The organism is Enterobacter sp. 200527-13, from assembly GCF_027924865.1.
GTDB classification, from domain to species: domain Bacteria; phylum Pseudomonadota; class Gammaproteobacteria; order Enterobacterales; family Enterobacteriaceae; genus Enterobacter; species Enterobacter ludwigii.
The window spans coordinates 79792-96778 of sequence record NZ_BSCM01000001.1 but is presented as its reverse complement, the minus strand read 5'-3'; the positions used below and the strand labels follow the sequence as shown (position 1 = coordinate 96778).

The window sequence follows — 16987 nt, the reverse complement described above, 5'->3', positions numbered from 1 at the left end:
CCACGGGGCCTTAAGCCCCGTGGTTAAACAGTTTGTTGCCGTTGATTAATGGGCGTTCGATGCGACCTGACGCCCTGCAGCACGATCCCAGATAATAGCCAGAACCAGTGCAACAACGGTAGGCATCAACCAGGCCAGGCCCTGCTCGGACAGCGGCAGACGCTGTGTCCAGGCTGGCAGTATTTGCGCAAAGGCGGATGCTTTAATCCCGTCAAGGATACCAAAAATCAGGCTGATAAACATGGCTGGCGCAATAATTCGCGACGAGTTGTTCCACCACGGGCGGGTGAAGCTCAGCACCACCAGCACGATACACGGCGGATAGATGGCCGTCAGCACCGGGATAGAGACCTGAATCAGGTGGCTCAGACCGAGGTTTGACACCGCCATGGAGAAGATGCCCAGGATAAAGACCAGCGTACGGTAAGAGAGCGGCAGATACTGAGCAAAGAACTCAGCGCAGGCGCAGGTCAGCCCCACGGCGGTGACAAGGCACGCCAGGAAAATCAGTACCGCCAGCAGCAGGCTACCCGCACCACCAAAGGTGTGCTGCACGTAGGCATGGAGGATCGCCGCGCCGTTGGCATTTTGATCGACCAGTATGGCGCTATCTGAGCCCAGGCGGAACAGCGCCAGGTACAGCAGCGTCAGCCCCACACCGGCCATCAGGCCAGCCCAGATGGTGTAGCGAGTCAGCAGACGCGCTTCCGTCACGCCGCGGGAACGTGCGGCATTCACGATAACAATACCAAATACCATTGCGCCCAGCGTATCCATCGTCAGGTAGCCGTTCACAAAGCCATTGGAGAACGCGGCGTTTTTATAGGCGTCCATCGCATCGCTAATCGGGCCTGCGGGCCAGACGATGGCCGCAACCGCCAGCACAATCAGCGCCACGATTTTCAGCGGAGCCAGGAAGTTACCCACGGTATCCAGCAGCTTGCCCGGATAAAGGGAAACCAGAATCACAATCGCGAAGTAGATCAGGCTGTAGATAAACAGCGGCATCGCGCCATCGCCAGTGAGCGGGGCAATCCCCACTTCGAAGGATACGGTCGCGGTACGCGGGGTCGCAAACAGCGGGCCAACGGCCAGATAACAGACGGTCGCCAGCAGAATGCCGGCCACTTTGCCAATCGGAGTGCTGAGGCTATCAACGCCACCACCGACTTTCGCCAGCGCGACGACGGTCAGTACCGGCAGACCCACAGCAGTAATCAGGAAACCAAACGCAGCGGTCCAGACGTGTTCACCCGCCTGTAAGCCAACCATTGGGGGGAAAATGATGTTGCCTGCGCCAACGAACAGCGCAAATGTCATAAAGCCCAGCGCGATGATGTCACGCGATTTTAAGTGATGGGTCATAAAACCTTACTGCCTGTGGATGTGGTGTTGAAAACATTGAGATTTTCGCTATCCCTGACGGGACGATACAGCGGAAAATTTGCTCAATTTCAGCGGGATATGCTCCCGTCCTGGCGTGGAGAAGAATAGTTTTTCGATTTACCACGCAAATACAGTCGGTATGACAGTATCTGGGGCGCAATTTAAACGCTTATAACGTTTAAAGGCAAGATGGGATCGTGAAACCAGAACAATATGCCAGCATCAAAAATCAGACCAGCACAATACGCTAATTATAAGAAAAACCCATGGCTAATCATGCGAACAAAAAACAGCCAGCCGTATAATATTCAGCCGCGTTTCGCTTGACTGCAAAGCAAACGGGCCAGCAAACGCTGGCCCGTGGAAAGGTAAACTGACACGCCTGTCGTCAGGCGATCTTTTTGGCAATTAATCGTTCCGGGATAACGAAACTGAAGCGGGTTCCCTTACCCAGCGTGCTTTGAATATCGAGACGGCTTTCATGATGATTCACCGCGTGTTTCACAATAGCCAGCCCCAGACCGCTGCCGCCGGTCTGCCGTGAGCGCGCTTTATCCACCCGGTAGAAGCGCTCGGTCAGACGCGGGATGTGTTCAGGTGCGATCCCCGGCCCGTTATCCTCTACGCTGAACTCAGCGCCCGTTGGCGTGTGCTGCCAGCGCACCACGATATCCGTCCCCGCTGGCGTATGATTCACCGCGTTATACACCAGATTAGAAATGGCGCTGCGCAGCTCATCTTCGCTGCCAAGCACCTTGAGCGTGTTGTCGACCTCGAAGGTCAGCTGATGCATTTTATGGCTTAACGTCTGCGCTTCGCGCTCCACCACCCGCAGCATCATCGGCACATCAATGGTGTCATTCAATGCCAGCGAGGGGGCGGCCTCAATTTTCGAGAGCGTCAGCAGCTGTTTCACCAGCCCTTCCATACGGTGCGTTTGTTCACGCATCGTATGCAACGCTTTCTCGCGCGGCGCGCCTTCCAGCGTTTGCTCCTGCATCATCTCCAGGTACCCCTGAAGCACCGTCAGCGGAGTGCGTAATTCGTGGCTGACGTTGGCAAAGAAGTTGCGTCGCGCCCCTTCCAGCTGGTGCATCTGGGTGACATCACGGGCAACCATCAGCCACTGCTGGTCGCTGTAAGGCATCACACGGATTTCCAGATGGCGCCCATTATTGAGCTTCAGGTTGTGGGGGCGGGTAAAATCACGCTTTTTCAGGTACAGCGTGAACTCGGGATAACGCAGAAGGTTGAGGATGTTCTGGCCATTATCGTCCGGCCAGCGCAGGCCCAGCAGCTGTTGCGCGAGGCCGTTACACCAGAAGATCGTCCCTTCTTCGGTCGTCAGAATGACAGCATCCGGCAGCGACTCAGCGCCGCTACGGAAGCGTTTGATCAGGCTTCCCAGCTCCCGACGCCGCTTTTTGTTACGCATCTGCATCTGGTGCAGACCGTACAGCAGCGGCTCCCAGCTTCCGCTTCCCGGCGGAGGCGTCATACTTCGGTCAACCCACAGCCACCACGAGAGGCGCAGCAGGTTCCAGAAATGCCAGATCAGAAGCCCGGTAACCGACGCCAGCAGAAACCACGGCAAATATCCAAGAAAGGCCCCCAGAATGAAGGCCGGAATACAGCATAAGATCAGTTCAAAGACGAGCCTTTTCCATGACAGACGTTCCAGCACGCGTCACACTCCTGTCATTGTTCAGAAACGGGTTGAAAAACGATAACCCGTGCCGCGGACCGTCTGCACCATGCGATCGTGGCCGCTCAGTTCCAGCGCTTTTCGCAGGCGGCGGATATGTACGTCAACCGTCCGGTCTTCGACATACACGTTAGTTCCCCAGACGTTATTCAGCAACTGTTCGCGGCTGTATACGCGCTCCGGGTGAGTCATAAAGAAATGCAGAAGTTTAAATTCGGTAGGCCCCATATCGAGGGGATTTTCACCGGTCATGACGCGGTGTGAGGTAGGGTCAAGGCTCAGTCCCTGCATCTCAATCACCTCTTCCACCGCCATCGGTGAAATGCGGCGCATCACGGCTTTAATGCGGGCAACCAGCTCTTTCGGTGAGAACGGTTTGGTAATGTAATCGTCCGCCCCCGTTTCCAGACCGCGTACGCGATCCTCTTCTTCACCGCGCGCCGTGAGCATCACAACCGGTATGTCGCGGGTTAGCGCTTCACGTTTCAGGTGTTTGATAAACTGCAGCCCGGAGCCGCCAGGCAACATCCAGTCGAGCAGAATCAGATCGGGCCAGGGTTCATTCAGCTGGTTCACCGCGCTGTCATAATCTTCCGCCTCAACCGGCTGGAAGCCATTTTGCTCGAGCACGAAGCACACCATTTCACGAATCGGAGCTTCATCTTCTACGACCAGAATACGTCTCGCCATACTTTGCCCTGTTTTATCTTATTTAAGTTACAAGTTTGTAATGCGGCGTCATTATGCGTCAGATTTATGACAGATTTATGAAAAACAGTACCACTATAAAGGGCAAACTGTTGTTTTATTACAGCGGTTATTTTTGTTCCCTGACAGTTTATAATCCTGCTTTCTCTTTTTCGCCACGGATCAGCAATGCGCATACTACACACCTCTGACTGGCATCTGGGTCAAAATTTTTACAGCAAAAGCCGGGCGGCTGAACACGAAGCGTTCCTGAACTGGCTGCTGGATACGGCCCGCTCTCATGAGGTGGACGCCATTATTGTGGCGGGTGACATCTTCGATACCGGCTCGCCCCCCAGCTATGCGCGCGAGTTATATAACCGTTTTGTCGTCAATCTGCAGCAAACGGGCTGTCATCTGGTGATTGTTGCCGGCAACCATGATTCCGTCGCAACGTTAAATGAATCCCGCGATATTCTGGCGTTTCTCAATACTACCGTGGTGGCCAGCGCAGGACATGCGCCGCAGATCCTGAAAAAGCGCGACGGGACGCCGGGTGCGGTACTGTGTCCGATCCCATTTTTACGCCCGCGCGATATTGTCCAAAGCCAGGCGGGGCTTTCCGGCGCAGAAAAACAGCAGCATTTGCTGCAGGCCATCACCGACTATTACCACCAGCAGCATGCCCAGGCCTGTGCCCTTCGCGGCGACCAGGCGATTCCGGTGATTGCCACCGGGCACCTCACCACCGTTGGGGCCAGCAAAAGCGACGCGGTGCGTGACATTTATATTGGCACGCTGGATGCTTTCCCGGCACAAAACTTCCCGCCCGCGGATTATATTGCCCTCGGGCATATCCACCGGGCGCAGGTTATCGGCGGCTGCGAGCACATTCGCTACTGCGGTTCGCCCATCTCACTGAGTTTTGATGAGACCGGCAAAGCCAAAAGTGTCCATCTGGTGAGCTTTAGCGACGGCAAGCTCAGCGCCGTTGACACGCTGGAAGTGCCCGTCACCCAGCCGCTGGCGGTGCTGAAAGGCGATCTGGACGCCATCACCGCCCAGCTTGAACAGTGGCGCGGCGTGGAACAAAACCCGCCGGTCTGGCTGGATATTGAGATCGCCAGCGGCGACTACCTGCATGATGTACAGCGTAAAATTCAGGTACTCACGGAAGACCTGCCGGTAGAGGTGCTACTGGTGCGCCGCAGCCGCGAGCAGCGCGAGAAAATTCTGCTCGGCGCTCAGCGCGAAACGCTCAGCGAACTCAGGGTGGAAGAGGTTTTTGAACGCCGGCTCTCCCACGAGGAGATTGACGACGCGAAACGCGCACGGCTGAACGAGCTGTTTACGCACACCCTGCATGCCCTGAACGATGAGGATGAAAACGCATGAAAATCCTCAGCCTGCGTCTGAAAAACCTCAACTCACTGAAGGGTGAGTGGAAAATCGATTTTACCGCGGAGCCGTTTGCCAGCAACGGACTGTTTGCGATTACCGGGGCTACCGGCGCAGGGAAAACGACCCTGCTCGACGCCATTTGTCTGGCGCTGTATCACGAAACGCCACGCCTGCAGAAAGTCTCCCAGGCACAAAACGATTTGATGACGCGCGACACGGCCGAATGCCTTGCCGAAGTTGAGTTTGAAGTCAAAGGTATTGCCTATCGCGCTTTCTGGAGTCAGAACCGCGCGCGAAATCAGCCCGACGGTAATCTTCAGGCCCCACGCGTCGAGCTGGCACGCTGTGAGGACGGTAAAATTCTGGCCGACAAAGTGTCGGATAAGCTGGAACAAACGGCCGCCCTCACCGGGCTGGATTATGGCCGTTTTACCCGCTCAATGCTGCTCTCTCAGGGGCAATTTGCCGCCTTCCTCAATGCCAGACCTTCCGACCGCGCCGAACTGCTGGAAGAACTGACCGGAACCGAGATCTACGGGCAGATTTCCGCCATGGTGTTTGAGAAACACAAAGCCGCGCGTAACGCCCTTGAGGTGCATGAAGCACAGGCTGCAGGCGTCGTGTTGTTGAGTGAAGAGCAACAGCAGCAGTTACAGCAAAGTTTGCAGGCACTTACTGACGAAGAAAAAACGCTGCTGGCGCAACAGCAGAATCAACAGAAAGATTTTCAGTGGCTTACGCGCAATGACGAGCTTATACGTGAGCAGCAGCGCGTTGCCACCTTGCAGCAACAGGCGCAACAGGCACTGACCGAGGCTGCGCCCGAGCTGGCAACGCTCCAGCTTGCTCACCCCGCCGCCCAGCTGCGTCCACTGTGGGACAGCCAGCAAGAGCAAACCACCCGGCTGGGGCAAACGAAGCAACGCATTGTTGAAGTAAATGCTCGCTTACAAGCAAAAACCGCGCTGCGCTCGCGTATCCGTAATACGGCCCAGCGTAGCCATGCACAACTGCAGACCGACCTTACGGCGCTGGCACAGTGGCTGGCAGAGCACGAGCGGTATCGTCAGTGGGGCCAGGAGATAGCAGGCTGGCGCGCCCATTTTGCACAGCTGAATCGCGATAAAAATCAGATCGCCACGCTTTCCACGCGCATTGCTGAATTACGCCAGAAGCTGGCAGAGATGCCGGAAAACGCCCTGACGCTCACGGCTGACGAGGTCAGCGTGGCGATGGAGCAACAGGCTCAGTCACGGACTTTCCGCCAGCGGCTGATGTCGCTTCAGGCCCGTTATCTGCCGCTGCAACAACGTCTGCGCCAGAACGGTGAAAGCCTGCAGAAAGCCCAGGCAGAGCAGGTAAAACTCAATGAAACGCTGACGCTGCGCCGCCAGCAGTACAAAGAGAAAAACCAACATTATCTGGATCTTGAAACGCTCTGCAGACAGGAAGAGAAGATTAAAAGTCTGGAGGCAGAGCGTGCGCAGCTGCAGGCGGGACAGCCCTGCCCGCTGTGCGGCTCAACCTCGCACCCGGCGGTCACTGCCTATCAGGCGCTGGAGCTGAGTGCCAACCAGCAGCGTCGCGACCAGTTAGCCAAAGAGGTCGCTGCGCTTAAAGAGGAAGGATTGTTAGTTCTCGGTCAGGTGAATGCCCTGACCCGGCAGATCCAGCGTGAGACAGACGACGCTCAGACGCTCTCTCAGGAGGAGCAAGCGCTCACTAAAGAGTGGCAATCGGTTTGCGCGTCCCTGAATATCACTCTGAATATTCAGGAAGATATTGCCCCGTGGATGAACGAACAAGAGCAGTATGAGCGTCAGCTTTACCAGCTGAGCCAGCGTCTGACGCTGCAGCAACAGCTGAATGAACAGGACGCGCAGGCGCGTCAGTATCAACAGCAGCTGACGGCCACGCGCCAGGCGCTGGAAACGACCCTGCTGACGCTGTCACTCAACGTCCCGGAAGAAGGCACAGAGGCTGCCTGGCTGAACGAACGAGAAACCGAGTTCGCACAGTGGCAGGAAAAACAGACTCAGCATGGCGTCATGCAGGAGCGCATGACGGCTCTGATGCCGCTGCTCGACACCCTGCCCGCCACAAACGACACAGAAACCGAACCGGCCATTCCTGATAACTGGCGCGAAACGCACGACGAATGCGTTTCTCTTCAGAGCCAGCTTGCCACATTGCAACAGCAGGAAAGCCTCGAAAGCGAGCGACTGCAGCACGCCACGACGCATTTTACCGCCGCATTGACCGCAAGCTGCTTCGCCGATCGGGAGGCCTTTCTGGCTGCACTGCTTGATAAAGAGACCATCCGCCGTCTTGAACACCGTAAGCAGACCCTGGAAAACCAGCTTCAGCAGGCAACCGCGCTGTTCGCACAGGCAAACCAGCAGCTGCAGGCTCATCAGACGCAGCGACCGGAAGGGCTGGAACTCGACGCGCCAACCCTGCAGTTGCAGCTACAGCAACTCGGGCAACAGCTTCGGGAGAACACCACTCATCAGGGTGAAATCCGCCAGCAGCTTAAACAGGACAGCGATAACCGTCAGCACCAGCTGGCGCTCATGCAGCATATTGAAGAGGCCGCGCGGCTGGCCGATGACTGGAGCTATCTGAATTCGCTGATAGGTTCCAGCACCGGCGACAAGTTCCGTAAGTTTGCCCAGGGGCTCACGCTGGATAATCTGGTCTGGCTTGCCAACCAGCAGCTAAATCGCCTGCACGGGCGCTATTTGCTGCAGCGCAAGGTCAGCGATGCGCTGGAACTCGAAGTGGTGGATACCTGGCAGGCGGACGCGGTGCGCGATACCCGTACCCTCTCCGGCGGCGAAAGCTTCCTTGTTAGCCTGGCACTGGCGCTGGCGCTTTCCGATCTGGTGAGCCACAAGACACGCATCGATTCGCTGTTCCTGGATGAAGGCTTCGGCACGCTCGACAGCGAAACGCTGGATACCGCCCTCGATGCGCTCGACGCGCTGAACGCCACCGGGAAAACCATTGGCGTGATTAGCCACGTCGAGGCGATGAAAGAGCGGATCCCGGTGCAGATCAAAGTGAAGAAGATTAACGGGCTGGGGTATAGCAAGCTGGATAAGGTGTTTGCGGTGGAGTGAGGGTGCCCTGCATGAGGGCCCCTCATCCTGCCCCTCTCACGTAGGGAGAGGGAGAATGGCTATAGCGGCCAGAGCCACGCGGCGCCGCGCACGCCGCTGGAGTCCCCGTGCACCGCTTTGCGGATCGGGGTTTCACACTCACCCCCGAAGACCCACTGCTTCACCAGATTCGGCACCGTGGCATATAAACGGTCGACGTTGCTCATCCCGCCGCCGAGCACAATCACGTCAGGGTCAAGGATATTCACCACGTGCGCCAGGGATTTCGCCAGCCGCATTTCATAGCGGCTGAGAGCCAGCTCAGCCACCGGATCGTGTTCCCCGACCCGGCGCATAATCTCGTTCCCCTTGAGTGGCTGGCCACTCAGGCGGTGATAATCGGTGGCAAAACCGGTGCCGGAGATAAACGTCTCAATACAGCCCTGCTTGCCGCAATAGCACGGCACCTCGGCGCGGTATTTAAGTTCATCGTCATCCATCCACGGCAGGGGGTTATGTCCCCACTCGCCCGCCGTACCGTTGCCGCCAATATGGGCACGCCCGCCCAGGGCCACGCCTGCGCCACAGCCGGTCCCGATAATGACCGCAAAAACGGTCTGGGCCCCTGCGGCGGCACCGTCAATGGCTTCGGAGACGGCCAGACAGTTGGCGTCATTTGCCAGACGCACTTCCCGGTTCAGGCGCTGACTTAAATCTTTATCAAAAGGCTGACCGTTGAGCCAGGTGGAGTTGGCGTTTTTAACCACCCCGGTATAGGGCGAGATTGAGCCCGGGATCCCCATCCCAACGGTGCCGGTCTGCCCTGTCGCCTGCTCAGCCATGTCGACCAGCCGGGCAATCGTCTCGATAGTCTGGTGATAATCATCGCGCGGCGTAGGCAGACGGTGGCGGAACAGTTGCTCCCCCAGCTCGCTCAGTGCGATGACTTCTGTTTTGGTGCCGCCCAAATCAATCCCAATACGCACAAGACACTCCTCATTATTTTGATTATCAACAGAGTAGAAGCCCGCTTCCCGATTAGCAATGCAAGCGATGCGACAATTCGTTATCATGCCCGCTGATTTAACGACAAGGCCGTGGAAATTATCATGCTGTGGTTCAAAAATTTGATGGTTTACCGTCTCAGCCGCGACGTTTCGCTGCGTGCAGAAGAGATGGAAAAACAGTTAGCCGCTTATAGCTTTTCCCCTTGCGGTAGCCAGGATATGGCAAAAACCGGTTGGGTTCCTCCAATGGGTTCACAAAGCGATGCATTGACCCACGCCAGCAGCACGGGTCAAATCATCGTCTGCGCCCGCAAAGAAGAAAAAATTCTGCCCACGCCGGTGGTCAAGCAGGCGCTCGAAGCGAAAATTTTCAAGCTTGAAGCCGAACAGGGCCGCAAGCTGAAAAAAACCGAAAAAGATTCGCTGAAAGACGAAGTTCTGCACTCTCTGCTGCCGCGCGCCTTTAGCCGTTTCAGCCAGACAATGATGTGGATCGATACCGTTAACGGGCTGATCATGGTGGACTGCGCCAGCGCCAAAAAAGCGGAAGATACGCTGGCCCTGCTGCGCAAAAGCATCGGATCGTTACCGGTCGTTCCGCTGGCGCTGGAAACGCCGATTGAACTGACCCTGACCGAATGGGTGCGCAGCGGTACAGCGGCCCAGGGCTTCCAGATCCTTGATGAAGCTGAGCTCAAAGCCCTGCTCGAAGATGGCGGCGTGATCCGCGCGAAAAAGCAGGATCTGGTGAGCGACGAGATCGCCGTACACATTGAAGCGGGCAAAGTGGTGACCAAACTGGCACTCGACTGGCAGCAGCGTATTCAGTTTGTGATGTGCGATGACGGCTCGGTGAAGCGTCTGAAATTCTGCGATGAGCTGCGCGATCAGAACGAAGATATCGATCGTGAAGATTACGCCCAGCGCTTTGACGCGGACTTTATCCTGATGACCGGAGAGCTGGCAGCGTTAATTCAGAATCTGGTAGAAGGCCTCGGTGGCGAAGCGCAGCGGTAATGCCTGCAGTGACCCTCTCCCGGCAGGGAGAGGGTATAAAACGTTTTATTTCAGGTAGCGGCACAGATAAGAGGTCGGTTCAGCAACCTGCAGATGGAATTCGCTGTGGCCAGGGACGTTGAACGCTTGTCCGGCAGAGTAAACTTTCCATTCTGTTTCCCCCGGCAGTAAGACGTTGAGCGCACCGCTGATCACCGTCATCTCTTCAGCTTCGGCTGTACCAAAGGTGTATTCCCCTTCAGCCATAACGCCGACACTGGCGCGGCCAGTGCTGCTGCTGGTAAAACCAATGGATTTCACTTTACCGGAAAAGTATTCGTTACTTTGAAGCATGAACTGGCCCTTATATTTTTAGATAAAAATTCACTATAGGGGCCATGATCATCACCTGTCACGCAAAATCATTAGATCAACAGCTCTGCGGCCAGCCGGGCCATCAGAACATTGGACAACAGCACCGGGACATCCAGCGCCTTTTGCAGTAAGTCACGGTGGTGCTGGTGGAATCCAAGGCAGTCCAGAATCAACACATCGGCCCCTCTCTCCAGCAGTTCCCATCCTGCCTCAATCAGCGCAGCCTCGCTGTCCCAGAAGGGATTGGCCAGCGCATACAAAGGCATTTTTTCGAGTACGTGCCATTTTGCCGTCTGGTTGTCCATGAGCTCTTCAATGGGAACAATGACCCCCACCTGATGCCCGTCAACAATGGAGGCCACCAGCGGCGGAATGATCCGCATCGGCTCCAGCAAAATCGCATTACGCGCGATGAGTCCCTTAACAGGTGCAGTACTCATCAGTAAAATAACGTCATAGCCTTGATTATCGAGCACTTCTATTACGCTCTGCAGCGAGCGCTCGATTTTCTGACGCGAAACATGCGCCAGTTTACCGTCACTTAATAACGTCGCCAGGGGATCCTCCCCCGCCTCTACAGCGTAGTCTTCCATGACCTCTTCCCGACTCATCTTCCCCAGCAGGCTTAGATGCGTTATCTGTTGTTCAGATACATGCTCGGTTAAGAGCGGTAACACTTCGCTTACAGGGACCACACCAATAGTGAGGATCGCCAACGTCGCCTTCATCTTCATCGCCTTCCATTACCGCTAAATCTTTCACACAGGTACAGGCTCACTACGCTGCACAGTTCGTTTTTTCAACAAAACAGCACCAAGCGTAGCAGGTGATCCCCATCGCGAAATGTAAAGATCGCCTGCCCATTACGGAGTTACCTGTAATAACTAAATATTAACTCCTGCTTAACATTTGCGATGAGTAAAAAGTGTGATTCAGGCACGGTATTTAGCCCTTTAGGAATTCATTCACGACTTATCAGGATCTTCATAGCGCCGTTTGGCATCCAGCGCTTCCTGTTCAGTTTCATGTTCACTGATCAGAGAGTCTGGTTTGGGGTGATCGGCACGCAGCTGATACCAGGTGACGGTTTGATCGCCATTGCCTTTTTCAACGGTAACGATGCGTGCTTCACGTGGATAGGGAGGTCTGGTTGGCATAGCTCATCCTTTTTTTATGTCTGAGCTATAAGTATAGACGCCGCTTAGCTGGCACAAGCCAAACGCAGGGCGGTAATAATCTGAATTACCACGTCCTCGGGTGAAGCGGAAGCATCCACAACGTGGTGTGCCGCTTCGCGGTATAACGCATCGCGTTCGGCCAGCACTTCGCTCACCTCTTCGCTGAGCGGCCGGGAGGTCAGCGCAGGACGTTGTCCCTCTTCCGGAAATGCTTCCAGCCGCCCTACCAGGGCCGAAACGGGTGCGCTGAGGTAGATGACAATCCCTTTTTCGCGCATAAAGCGACGGTTACACTCGGCGAGAACAATGCCGCCACCGGTTGCGATAACAGCAGACGGCGTGGTGACCGCCTTCAGCGCGGCCGTTTCACGAGCGCGAAAGCTCTCCCACCCCTCTTGCTCAACGATTTCCGCGATGCTTTTCCCGGCTTCGGTTTGCAGCCAGTGGTCGGTATCAACAAACTGACGATCGCACGCGCGTGCCAGTTCCAGGCCAACGGTGGTTTTCCCACAGCCGCGGGGGCCAACTAAAAAGATGGGTTGGGTCATAACCAGGTGTTCCCCTTGATGCCGGATGGCCGAAGAGCGTAAAGAAATAATTGCAGAAGATGTTGCGTTTACTTTACTGCAAAGCGGTACGGGATGACAACCCTGCGGAGGCCATACTGTACCACAAAGTGACAATGGTTATCATTACGCAGTGCGACGCTTGACTTCGAGCAGCCACTTATCAAGCTCTGCAGCGAACTGCTGGCGATCGCGCTGGGACAGGCTGTCTGGCCCGCCGGTCTGCACGCCGCTGGCGCGAAGCGTATCCATAAAATCACGCATGGTGAGTCTTTCACGAATGGTCGCCGGCGAATAACGCTCCCCTCTCGGGTTCAGCGCCGCCGCTCCCTTTTCAATTACTTCCGCGGCCAGCGGGATATCCGCCGTGATCACCAGATCCTCGGGGCTACACAGACGCACAATCTCGTTATCCGCCACGTCAAAGCCGGCCGGAACCCGCAACGCGCGAATAAATCGGGAAGGCGGTACGCGAATATTCTGGTTCGCCACCAGCGTAAGCGGCATCTGCACGCGATCGGCCGCGCGGAATAAAATCTCTTTAATCACATTCGGACACGCGTCCGCATCAACCCAAATCGCCATATTGTCTCCCCATAATGATTCTGCCGACTATTGTCGCCTGCATTTCGTTGTTAAGCTATCAATCAGAGAAAACAACGCATAATGACGGAGAATCGTGATGGATAAGAAAATCGGGTTTATCGGCTGCGGTAACATGGGCAAAGCCATCCTGGGTGGCCTGATCGCCAGCGGACAGGTGCTGCCGGGTCAGATTTGGGTCTACACCCCATCACCGGACAACGTCGCCGCGTTACGCGATCGGTACGGGATCAACGCAGCCGAAAGCGCCCAGGAAGTGGCTCAGGTAGCCGATATTGTCTTTGGCGCCGTCAAGCCGAACATCATGATCAAAGTGCTGAGCGACATCACCACCAGCCTGAACAAAGAGACGCTGGTCGTATCGATTGCCGCGGGCGTCACGCTCGATCAGCTGGCGCGCGCGCTGGGTCATGACCGTAAAATCGTACGCGCTATGCCGAATACCCCATCACTGGTCAACGCCGGCATGACCTCCGTCACGCCTAACGCGCTGGTGACGTCGGAAGACGTGGCGGATGTCCTGAACATCTTCCGCTGCTTCGGTGAAGCGGAAGTCATTGCCGAATCCATGATCCATCCGGTAGTGGGAGTGAGCGGTTCAGCGCCTGCGTATGTCTTTATGTTTTTAGAAGCGATGGCCGACGCCGCGGTGCTTGGCGGCATGCCACGAGCGCAGGCGTATAAATTTGCTGCGCAGGCCGTGATGGGCTCTGCCAAAATGGTGCTGGAGACCGGTAAGCATCCGGGTGAACTGAAAGATATGGTCTGCTCGCCTGGCGGAACCACTATCGAGGCGGTGCGGGTGCTGGAAGAGCGCGGCTTCCGTTCGGCCGTTATTGAAGCGATGACAAAATGCATGGAAAAATCAGAGAAACTGAGTAAATCCTGATTATCTGCGCCGGGCGTCAGGCAGCCACCTCGGTGCGGCCGCGTCCGGCATTTTTCGCTTTATACAGCGCCACATCGGCCGCTTTTAACCACTCCCGATAGTGCCCGAACTGCGGTCCCCAGGGCGCGACACCGACGCTAATACGCAGAGATTCCTTGGGCGCACACGGTAACGACAGCGTTTCCAGCCGCTCATGCACGCGTGACATCACGGCGATGGCACTGTCTGCCGCCGTCCGGGACATGATCACCGCGAACTCATCCCCGCCGAAACGGCCTATCGCATCCCCGGAACGCACCGTTAGCTGCAGTTGCCGCGTCAGGGCAATGATCGCTTCATCACCCACATCGTGGCCCCAGGTGTCATTGATATTCTTAAAATGATCGATATCGATAAGCAAAATCGTGGCGGTGCAGTGGTTGCGGCGACAGTGTTCAAATTCATTTCTCAGCAGCACTTCCCAGTGCCGGCGATTAAAGACGCCGGTCATGCCGTCGCGAGTACTCATCAGCTCCAGCCGCCGTTTATGCTCTGCAAGCCTGATGGCAGTACGATGGCTGAGCCAGGCAAAAAGCATCGGATATAACACCAGCACGGGAAGCGTTAAGCCCCATGCCAGAGGCTCCGGGTTAAAGACAGCCACCCGGCCCACGACGGGGAGCGTCACCAGGGAAGACAGAAGGGTTAACATCATGCCGGTAAAAAACAGCCGACAGCCGCCGGCCCCCATCATGTTCATTCCCACCATCATCAGCAGCGCTGCCGTAGGTAGCGCATTGATCCCCATCATGCCGATCCAAAGCCCGGCAATAATGGCATCAATCTTCAGATTAAAATGTTCCTGCTGATGAGGAGAAGCAGCGCGGCAGGACCACTGCCAGGCGAAATGGGGCCAGATAAATGCCCACCCCACCAGGAACAACCACCAGACGCCGGATACAGAAAAGGTGACCAGCACGCCAGAGAGGGGGAAGAACATCGCTGCCAGTCCGACAACACGCGCCAGCCGGGCTCGCCGGGCAAACGGGATCCCGGTACGGTGTGGGTCATCCTGAGAAAGGGTCATATTCCACTCTTCCCGAATGCGCTTTATATTGTAATAAGATTCATCATTCATCATTTTTGGGAATATTCTGAAATATTTCCCAAATTATAGAGAGGGGGCTTACGGGGAAAGTATGAAATTTCGGGTGAGCCGCCGGGGCCACTCACCCGATAGGACTACACGTTTTTCTTCAGACAGGCACTCATGAACTTGCTGCGATCGTCGCCTTTCAGGGACTGTTCGGTCGCTTTCGCATTACACTCGCGCATTTTTTGCTGCTGCGGCGTCAGGCTTTTCTCACCCGGTTTCGCGGCACCGTTTTTGAGGCAACCGCTCATGTAGGTCTTACGGGCATCGCCCTTCAGGCTCTGTGCGGTCGCCTGTTGATTACAGGTGGTCATGCGTTGCTGCTGCGGCGTTAATGTTTTCTCTTCCGCGTTCGCCGATGAGATCAGGAACAGACCCGAGAGCAGAGTAACCAGTAATGTTGTTTTCATTGCACCATCCTTTTGTGAACATTCACTGTAAGTCTGGTTCGTGACAGGAAAAAAACCACCCGGCAGATGTGATTTCCGCCGGGCTTTTATTATTTCAGCCCTAAAGCCGCTTTCATGGTGTAGAACAGATCCGTTTGATCGGTCAGCCCTACCACGTTTGCCGCATGCGGACCGTATGCTGCGATGCGCAGCTGGGTTCCGGTATGCTCCATGGACTCTTCTTCAGAGTTGCCATAGCTCAACACCATCACCGCGCCATCTTTGGTGTTCAGCGCCTGCGTCAGGCCCGGTGCTTTGGTATCCGCTGGGATGATCTGGCTGGCGTGCGCATGGTCTGCAGTAACGACCACCAGGGTATTGCCGTCTTTCTTCGCGAACTCAAGTGCCTTCTGCACTGCTTCGTCCAGATCGACCGTCTCGCCAATCTGACCGCACGGGTTAGCCGCATGATCCTGTTTATCGATCGACGCGCCTTCCACCTGCAGGAAGAAGCCCTTTTCACTCTTGCTCAGCAATGAGATCGCTTTATCGGTCATCGCCGCCAGCGTCGGGATGCTGTCGGTACGTTTTGGGTTTGGCGCACAGGTTACGGCAGGTTTATCAATGTTGCCGTGGTAGGACGCTTTTGGCCCTTCCCAGCGCACCGGCATGTTGCCATCAGAGAAAAGACCCAGCAGCGGTTTATCCTGGCTTGCTTCGGTGATCGCCGCCAGAGAAGATGCATCACTCACCAGCTGATAGCCGCGAGCCTGCGCCTGCTCACGCAGCGTTTTGCCCTGCCATTCGCCCGCCGTTGCGGTTTCCGCGAAGGTTTTCGCCCCGCCGCCCAGCGTCACGTCAGGACGTGTGTTCAACAGTTGTTCCGTAATCGAGCCTTTACCGCCCTTTTCCAGCGCGTTAGTGGGGCATTTTTCGCTGGTCACAGACGGGCCGTAGCATTTACGCGAGGTGACATGCGCTACCAGCGCCGCTGGCGTTGCATCCTGAAGTTCAGCCGTAGAGACGTTGCCGGTAGCCAGTCCCGCCGCTTTAGCCATCTCCAGAATGGTCTGGTGATCTTTTTCGTGAATATCTACACCCAGCGCACCATTATAGGTTTTCACACCGGTGGACCACGCAGTGGCAGAGGCAGCAGAATCCGTCACGTAATCGGGTTTACCGGTTTTTTTATCCAGCGCGTAATGGGTATATTGTCCGGTGAGAGGCAGTGCGTCGATACCTTTAAAAAAGCCGCCCGCGCCTTCGGCATAATTTCGTGCTGCCGTTATTTCGGAATCGCCCATCCCGTCGCCAATCAGCAGAATAATGTTTTTAGCGGGTTTCTCATTCAGCGAAGCGCGAATGGCGGCGGTTTGATCTTCAGTCAACCGACGCGCGCCGCCTGGCTGGGTGATATCCCCTTTGGCCGCACGATTATCCAGCACGCTGGTATTGTGAGTGTCGGCATAAATAGCGGGTGACATTAACAGGGGAAGTAATGCGATGAAAAGTGCGCTCTGTTTCAATTTATTTTCTCCATGTACAAATACATAAAAAATAAAACAGAGCGAC

The 16987-nt window shown here is 55.9% G+C and carries 16 protein-coding genes; 4 read left to right on the top strand and 12 right to left on the bottom strand.

Going from position 1 to position 16987, the window contains the following annotated elements; translation table 11 throughout:
• Positions 1-45: 45 nt before the first annotated feature.
• The 3 genes from brnQ to phoB form a co-directional block, all read right to left on the bottom strand.
• A complete protein-coding gene (brnQ, locus tag QMG44_RS00465) occupies positions 46-1365 on the bottom strand; it encodes a branched-chain amino acid transporter carrier protein BrnQ (RefSeq protein WP_014168834.1) in 1320 nt (439 codons plus the stop codon).
• 409 nt (positions 1366-1774) lie between these two features.
• Positions 1775-3070 (bottom strand): phosphate regulon sensor histidine kinase PhoR, encoded by a 1296-nt coding sequence (gene phoR, locus QMG44_RS00460; RefSeq protein ID WP_014168833.1) that lies wholly within the window; start codon positions 3068-3070, stop codon positions 1775-1777.
• A 21-nt stretch (positions 3071-3091) separates the two neighbouring features.
• Positions 3092-3781 (bottom strand): phosphate response regulator transcription factor PhoB, encoded by a 690-nt coding sequence (phoB, locus tag QMG44_RS00455; protein WP_008503265.1) that lies wholly within the window; start codon positions 3779-3781, stop codon positions 3092-3094.
• Between the two features lie 186 nt (positions 3782-3967).
• Between phoB and sbcD the strand changes: the two genes are divergently transcribed.
• Positions 3968-5173, top strand: coding sequence for an exonuclease subunit SbcD (sbcD, locus tag QMG44_RS00450; protein WP_032677503.1), 1206 nt, complete (start codon positions 3968-3970; stop codon positions 5171-5173).
• Positions 5170-8301 carry an exonuclease subunit SbcC gene (sbcC, locus tag QMG44_RS00445; protein ID WP_281852980.1) on the top strand — a complete coding sequence of 1044 codons (3132 nt, stop codon included), beginning with the start codon at positions 5170-5172 and terminating at the stop codon, positions 8299-8301. The genes sbcD and sbcC overlap by 4 nt, the downstream gene beginning before the upstream one ends.
• A gap of 59 nt (positions 8302-8360) precedes the next feature.
• Here the strand turns inward: sbcC and mak are convergent, their stop codons facing one another.
• The gene (gene mak, locus QMG44_RS00440) at positions 8361-9266 is read right to left on the bottom strand and encodes a fructokinase (RefSeq protein ID WP_032677501.1); all 906 of its coding nucleotides are present in this window, start codon (positions 9264-9266) and stop codon (positions 8361-8363) included.
• Between the two features lie 123 nt (positions 9267-9389).
• Here mak and rdgC point away from each other — a divergent pair, with 123 nt between their 5' ends.
• The gene (gene rdgC, locus QMG44_RS00435; RefSeq protein WP_014882739.1) at positions 9390-10304 is read left to right on the top strand and encodes a recombination-associated protein RdgC; all 915 of its coding nucleotides are present in this window, start codon (positions 9390-9392) and stop codon (positions 10302-10304) included.
• 45 nt (positions 10305-10349) lie between these two features.
• Here the strand turns inward: rdgC and ppnP are convergent, their stop codons facing one another.
• The 5 genes from ppnP to QMG44_RS00410 all read right to left on the bottom strand — a co-directional run bounded on the left by ppnP (position 10350) and on the right by QMG44_RS00410 (position 12987).
• On the bottom strand, positions 10350-10637 hold the full coding sequence (gene ppnP / locus QMG44_RS00430) for a pyrimidine/purine nucleoside phosphorylase (RefSeq protein ID WP_014168827.1): 288 nt from the start codon (positions 10635-10637) through the stop codon (positions 10350-10352).
• Between the two features lie 71 nt (positions 10638-10708).
• Complete coding sequence (locus QMG44_RS00425) at positions 10709-11386, bottom strand: AroM family protein (RefSeq protein WP_281852979.1); 678 nt, start codon at positions 11384-11386, stop codon at positions 10709-10711.
• 237 nt (positions 11387-11623) lie between these two features.
• Complete coding sequence (gene yaiA / locus QMG44_RS00420; protein WP_013095817.1) at positions 11624-11815, bottom strand: protein YaiA; 192 nt, start codon at positions 11813-11815, stop codon at positions 11624-11626.
• 44 nt (positions 11816-11859) lie between these two features.
• Positions 11860-12384, bottom strand: coding sequence for a shikimate kinase AroL (aroL, locus tag QMG44_RS00415; RefSeq protein WP_020885238.1), 525 nt, complete (start codon positions 12382-12384; stop codon positions 11860-11862).
• Positions 12385-12528: 144 nt separating this feature from the next.
• On the bottom strand, positions 12529-12987 hold the full coding sequence (locus QMG44_RS00410; protein WP_047744164.1) for a YaiI/YqxD family protein: 459 nt from the start codon (positions 12985-12987) through the stop codon (positions 12529-12531).
• Positions 12988-13084: 97 nt separating this feature from the next.
• On the opposite strand from QMG44_RS00410, the gene proC reads away from it, so the two are divergent.
• Positions 13085-13894, top strand: a complete 810-nt coding sequence (gene proC, locus QMG44_RS00405) for a pyrroline-5-carboxylate reductase (RefSeq protein WP_020885239.1) — start codon at positions 13085-13087, stop codon at positions 13892-13894.
• A 16-nt stretch (positions 13895-13910) separates the two neighbouring features.
• Here proC and adrA read toward each other — a convergent pair whose 3' ends face one another.
• The 3 genes from adrA to phoA form a co-directional block, all read right to left on the bottom strand.
• Positions 13911-15014, bottom strand: a complete 1104-nt coding sequence (gene adrA, locus QMG44_RS00400; protein ID WP_106503755.1) for a diguanylate cyclase AdrA — start codon at positions 15012-15014, stop codon at positions 13911-13913.
• A 101-nt stretch (positions 15015-15115) separates the two neighbouring features.
• Positions 15116-15436, bottom strand: coding sequence for a phosphate starvation-inducible protein PsiF (gene psiF / locus QMG44_RS00395; protein ID WP_014168820.1), 321 nt, complete (start codon positions 15434-15436; stop codon positions 15116-15118).
• A gap of 89 nt (positions 15437-15525) precedes the next feature.
• Complete coding sequence (gene phoA, locus QMG44_RS00390) at positions 15526-16941, bottom strand: alkaline phosphatase (protein WP_086532881.1); 1416 nt, start codon at positions 16939-16941, stop codon at positions 15526-15528.
• Between the last annotated feature and the right edge of the window lie 46 nt (positions 16942-16987).

Bases quoted from the DNA above. Each gene is read 5' to 3' on its own strand.
- phoB (WP_008503265.1), bottom strand. From the start codon at position 3,781: ATGGCGAGACGTATTCTGGTCGTAGAAGATGAAGCTCCGATTCGTGAA.
- yaiA (WP_013095817.1), bottom strand. From the start codon at position 11,815: ATGCCAACCAGACCTCCCTATCCACGTGAAGCACGCATCGTTACCGTT.
- ppnP (WP_014168827.1), bottom strand. From the start codon at position 10,637: ATGCTTCAAAGTAACGAATACTTTTCCGGTAAAGTGAAATCCATTGGT.
- sbcD (WP_032677503.1), top strand. From the start codon at position 3,968: ATGCGCATACTACACACCTCTGACTGGCATCTGGGTCAAAATTTTTAC.
- proC (WP_020885239.1), top strand. From the start codon at position 13,085: ATGGATAAGAAAATCGGGTTTATCGGCTGCGGTAACATGGGCAAAGCC.
- sbcC (WP_281852980.1), top strand. From the start codon at position 5,170: ATGAAAATCCTCAGCCTGCGTCTGAAAAACCTCAACTCACTGAAGGGT.
- aroL (WP_020885238.1), bottom strand. From the start codon at position 12,384: ATGACCCAACCCATCTTTTTAGTTGGCCCCCGCGGCTGTGGGAAAACC.
- rdgC (WP_014882739.1), top strand. From the start codon at position 9,390: ATGCTGTGGTTCAAAAATTTGATGGTTTACCGTCTCAGCCGCGACGTT.
- QMG44_RS00425 (WP_281852979.1), bottom strand. From the start codon at position 11,386: ATGAAGGCGACGTTGGCGATCCTCACTATTGGTGTGGTCCCTGTAAGC.
- QMG44_RS00410 (WP_047744164.1), bottom strand. From the start codon at position 12,987: ATGGCGATTTGGGTTGATGCGGACGCGTGTCCGAATGTGATTAAAGAG.
- adrA (WP_106503755.1), bottom strand. From the start codon at position 15,014: ATGATGAATGATGAATCTTATTACAATATAAAGCGCATTCGGGAAGAG.
- brnQ (WP_014168834.1), bottom strand. From the start codon at position 1,365: ATGACCCATCACTTAAAATCGCGTGACATCATCGCGCTGGGCTTTATG.
- psiF (WP_014168820.1), bottom strand. From the start codon at position 15,436: ATGAAAACAACATTACTGGTTACTCTGCTCTCGGGTCTGTTCCTGATC.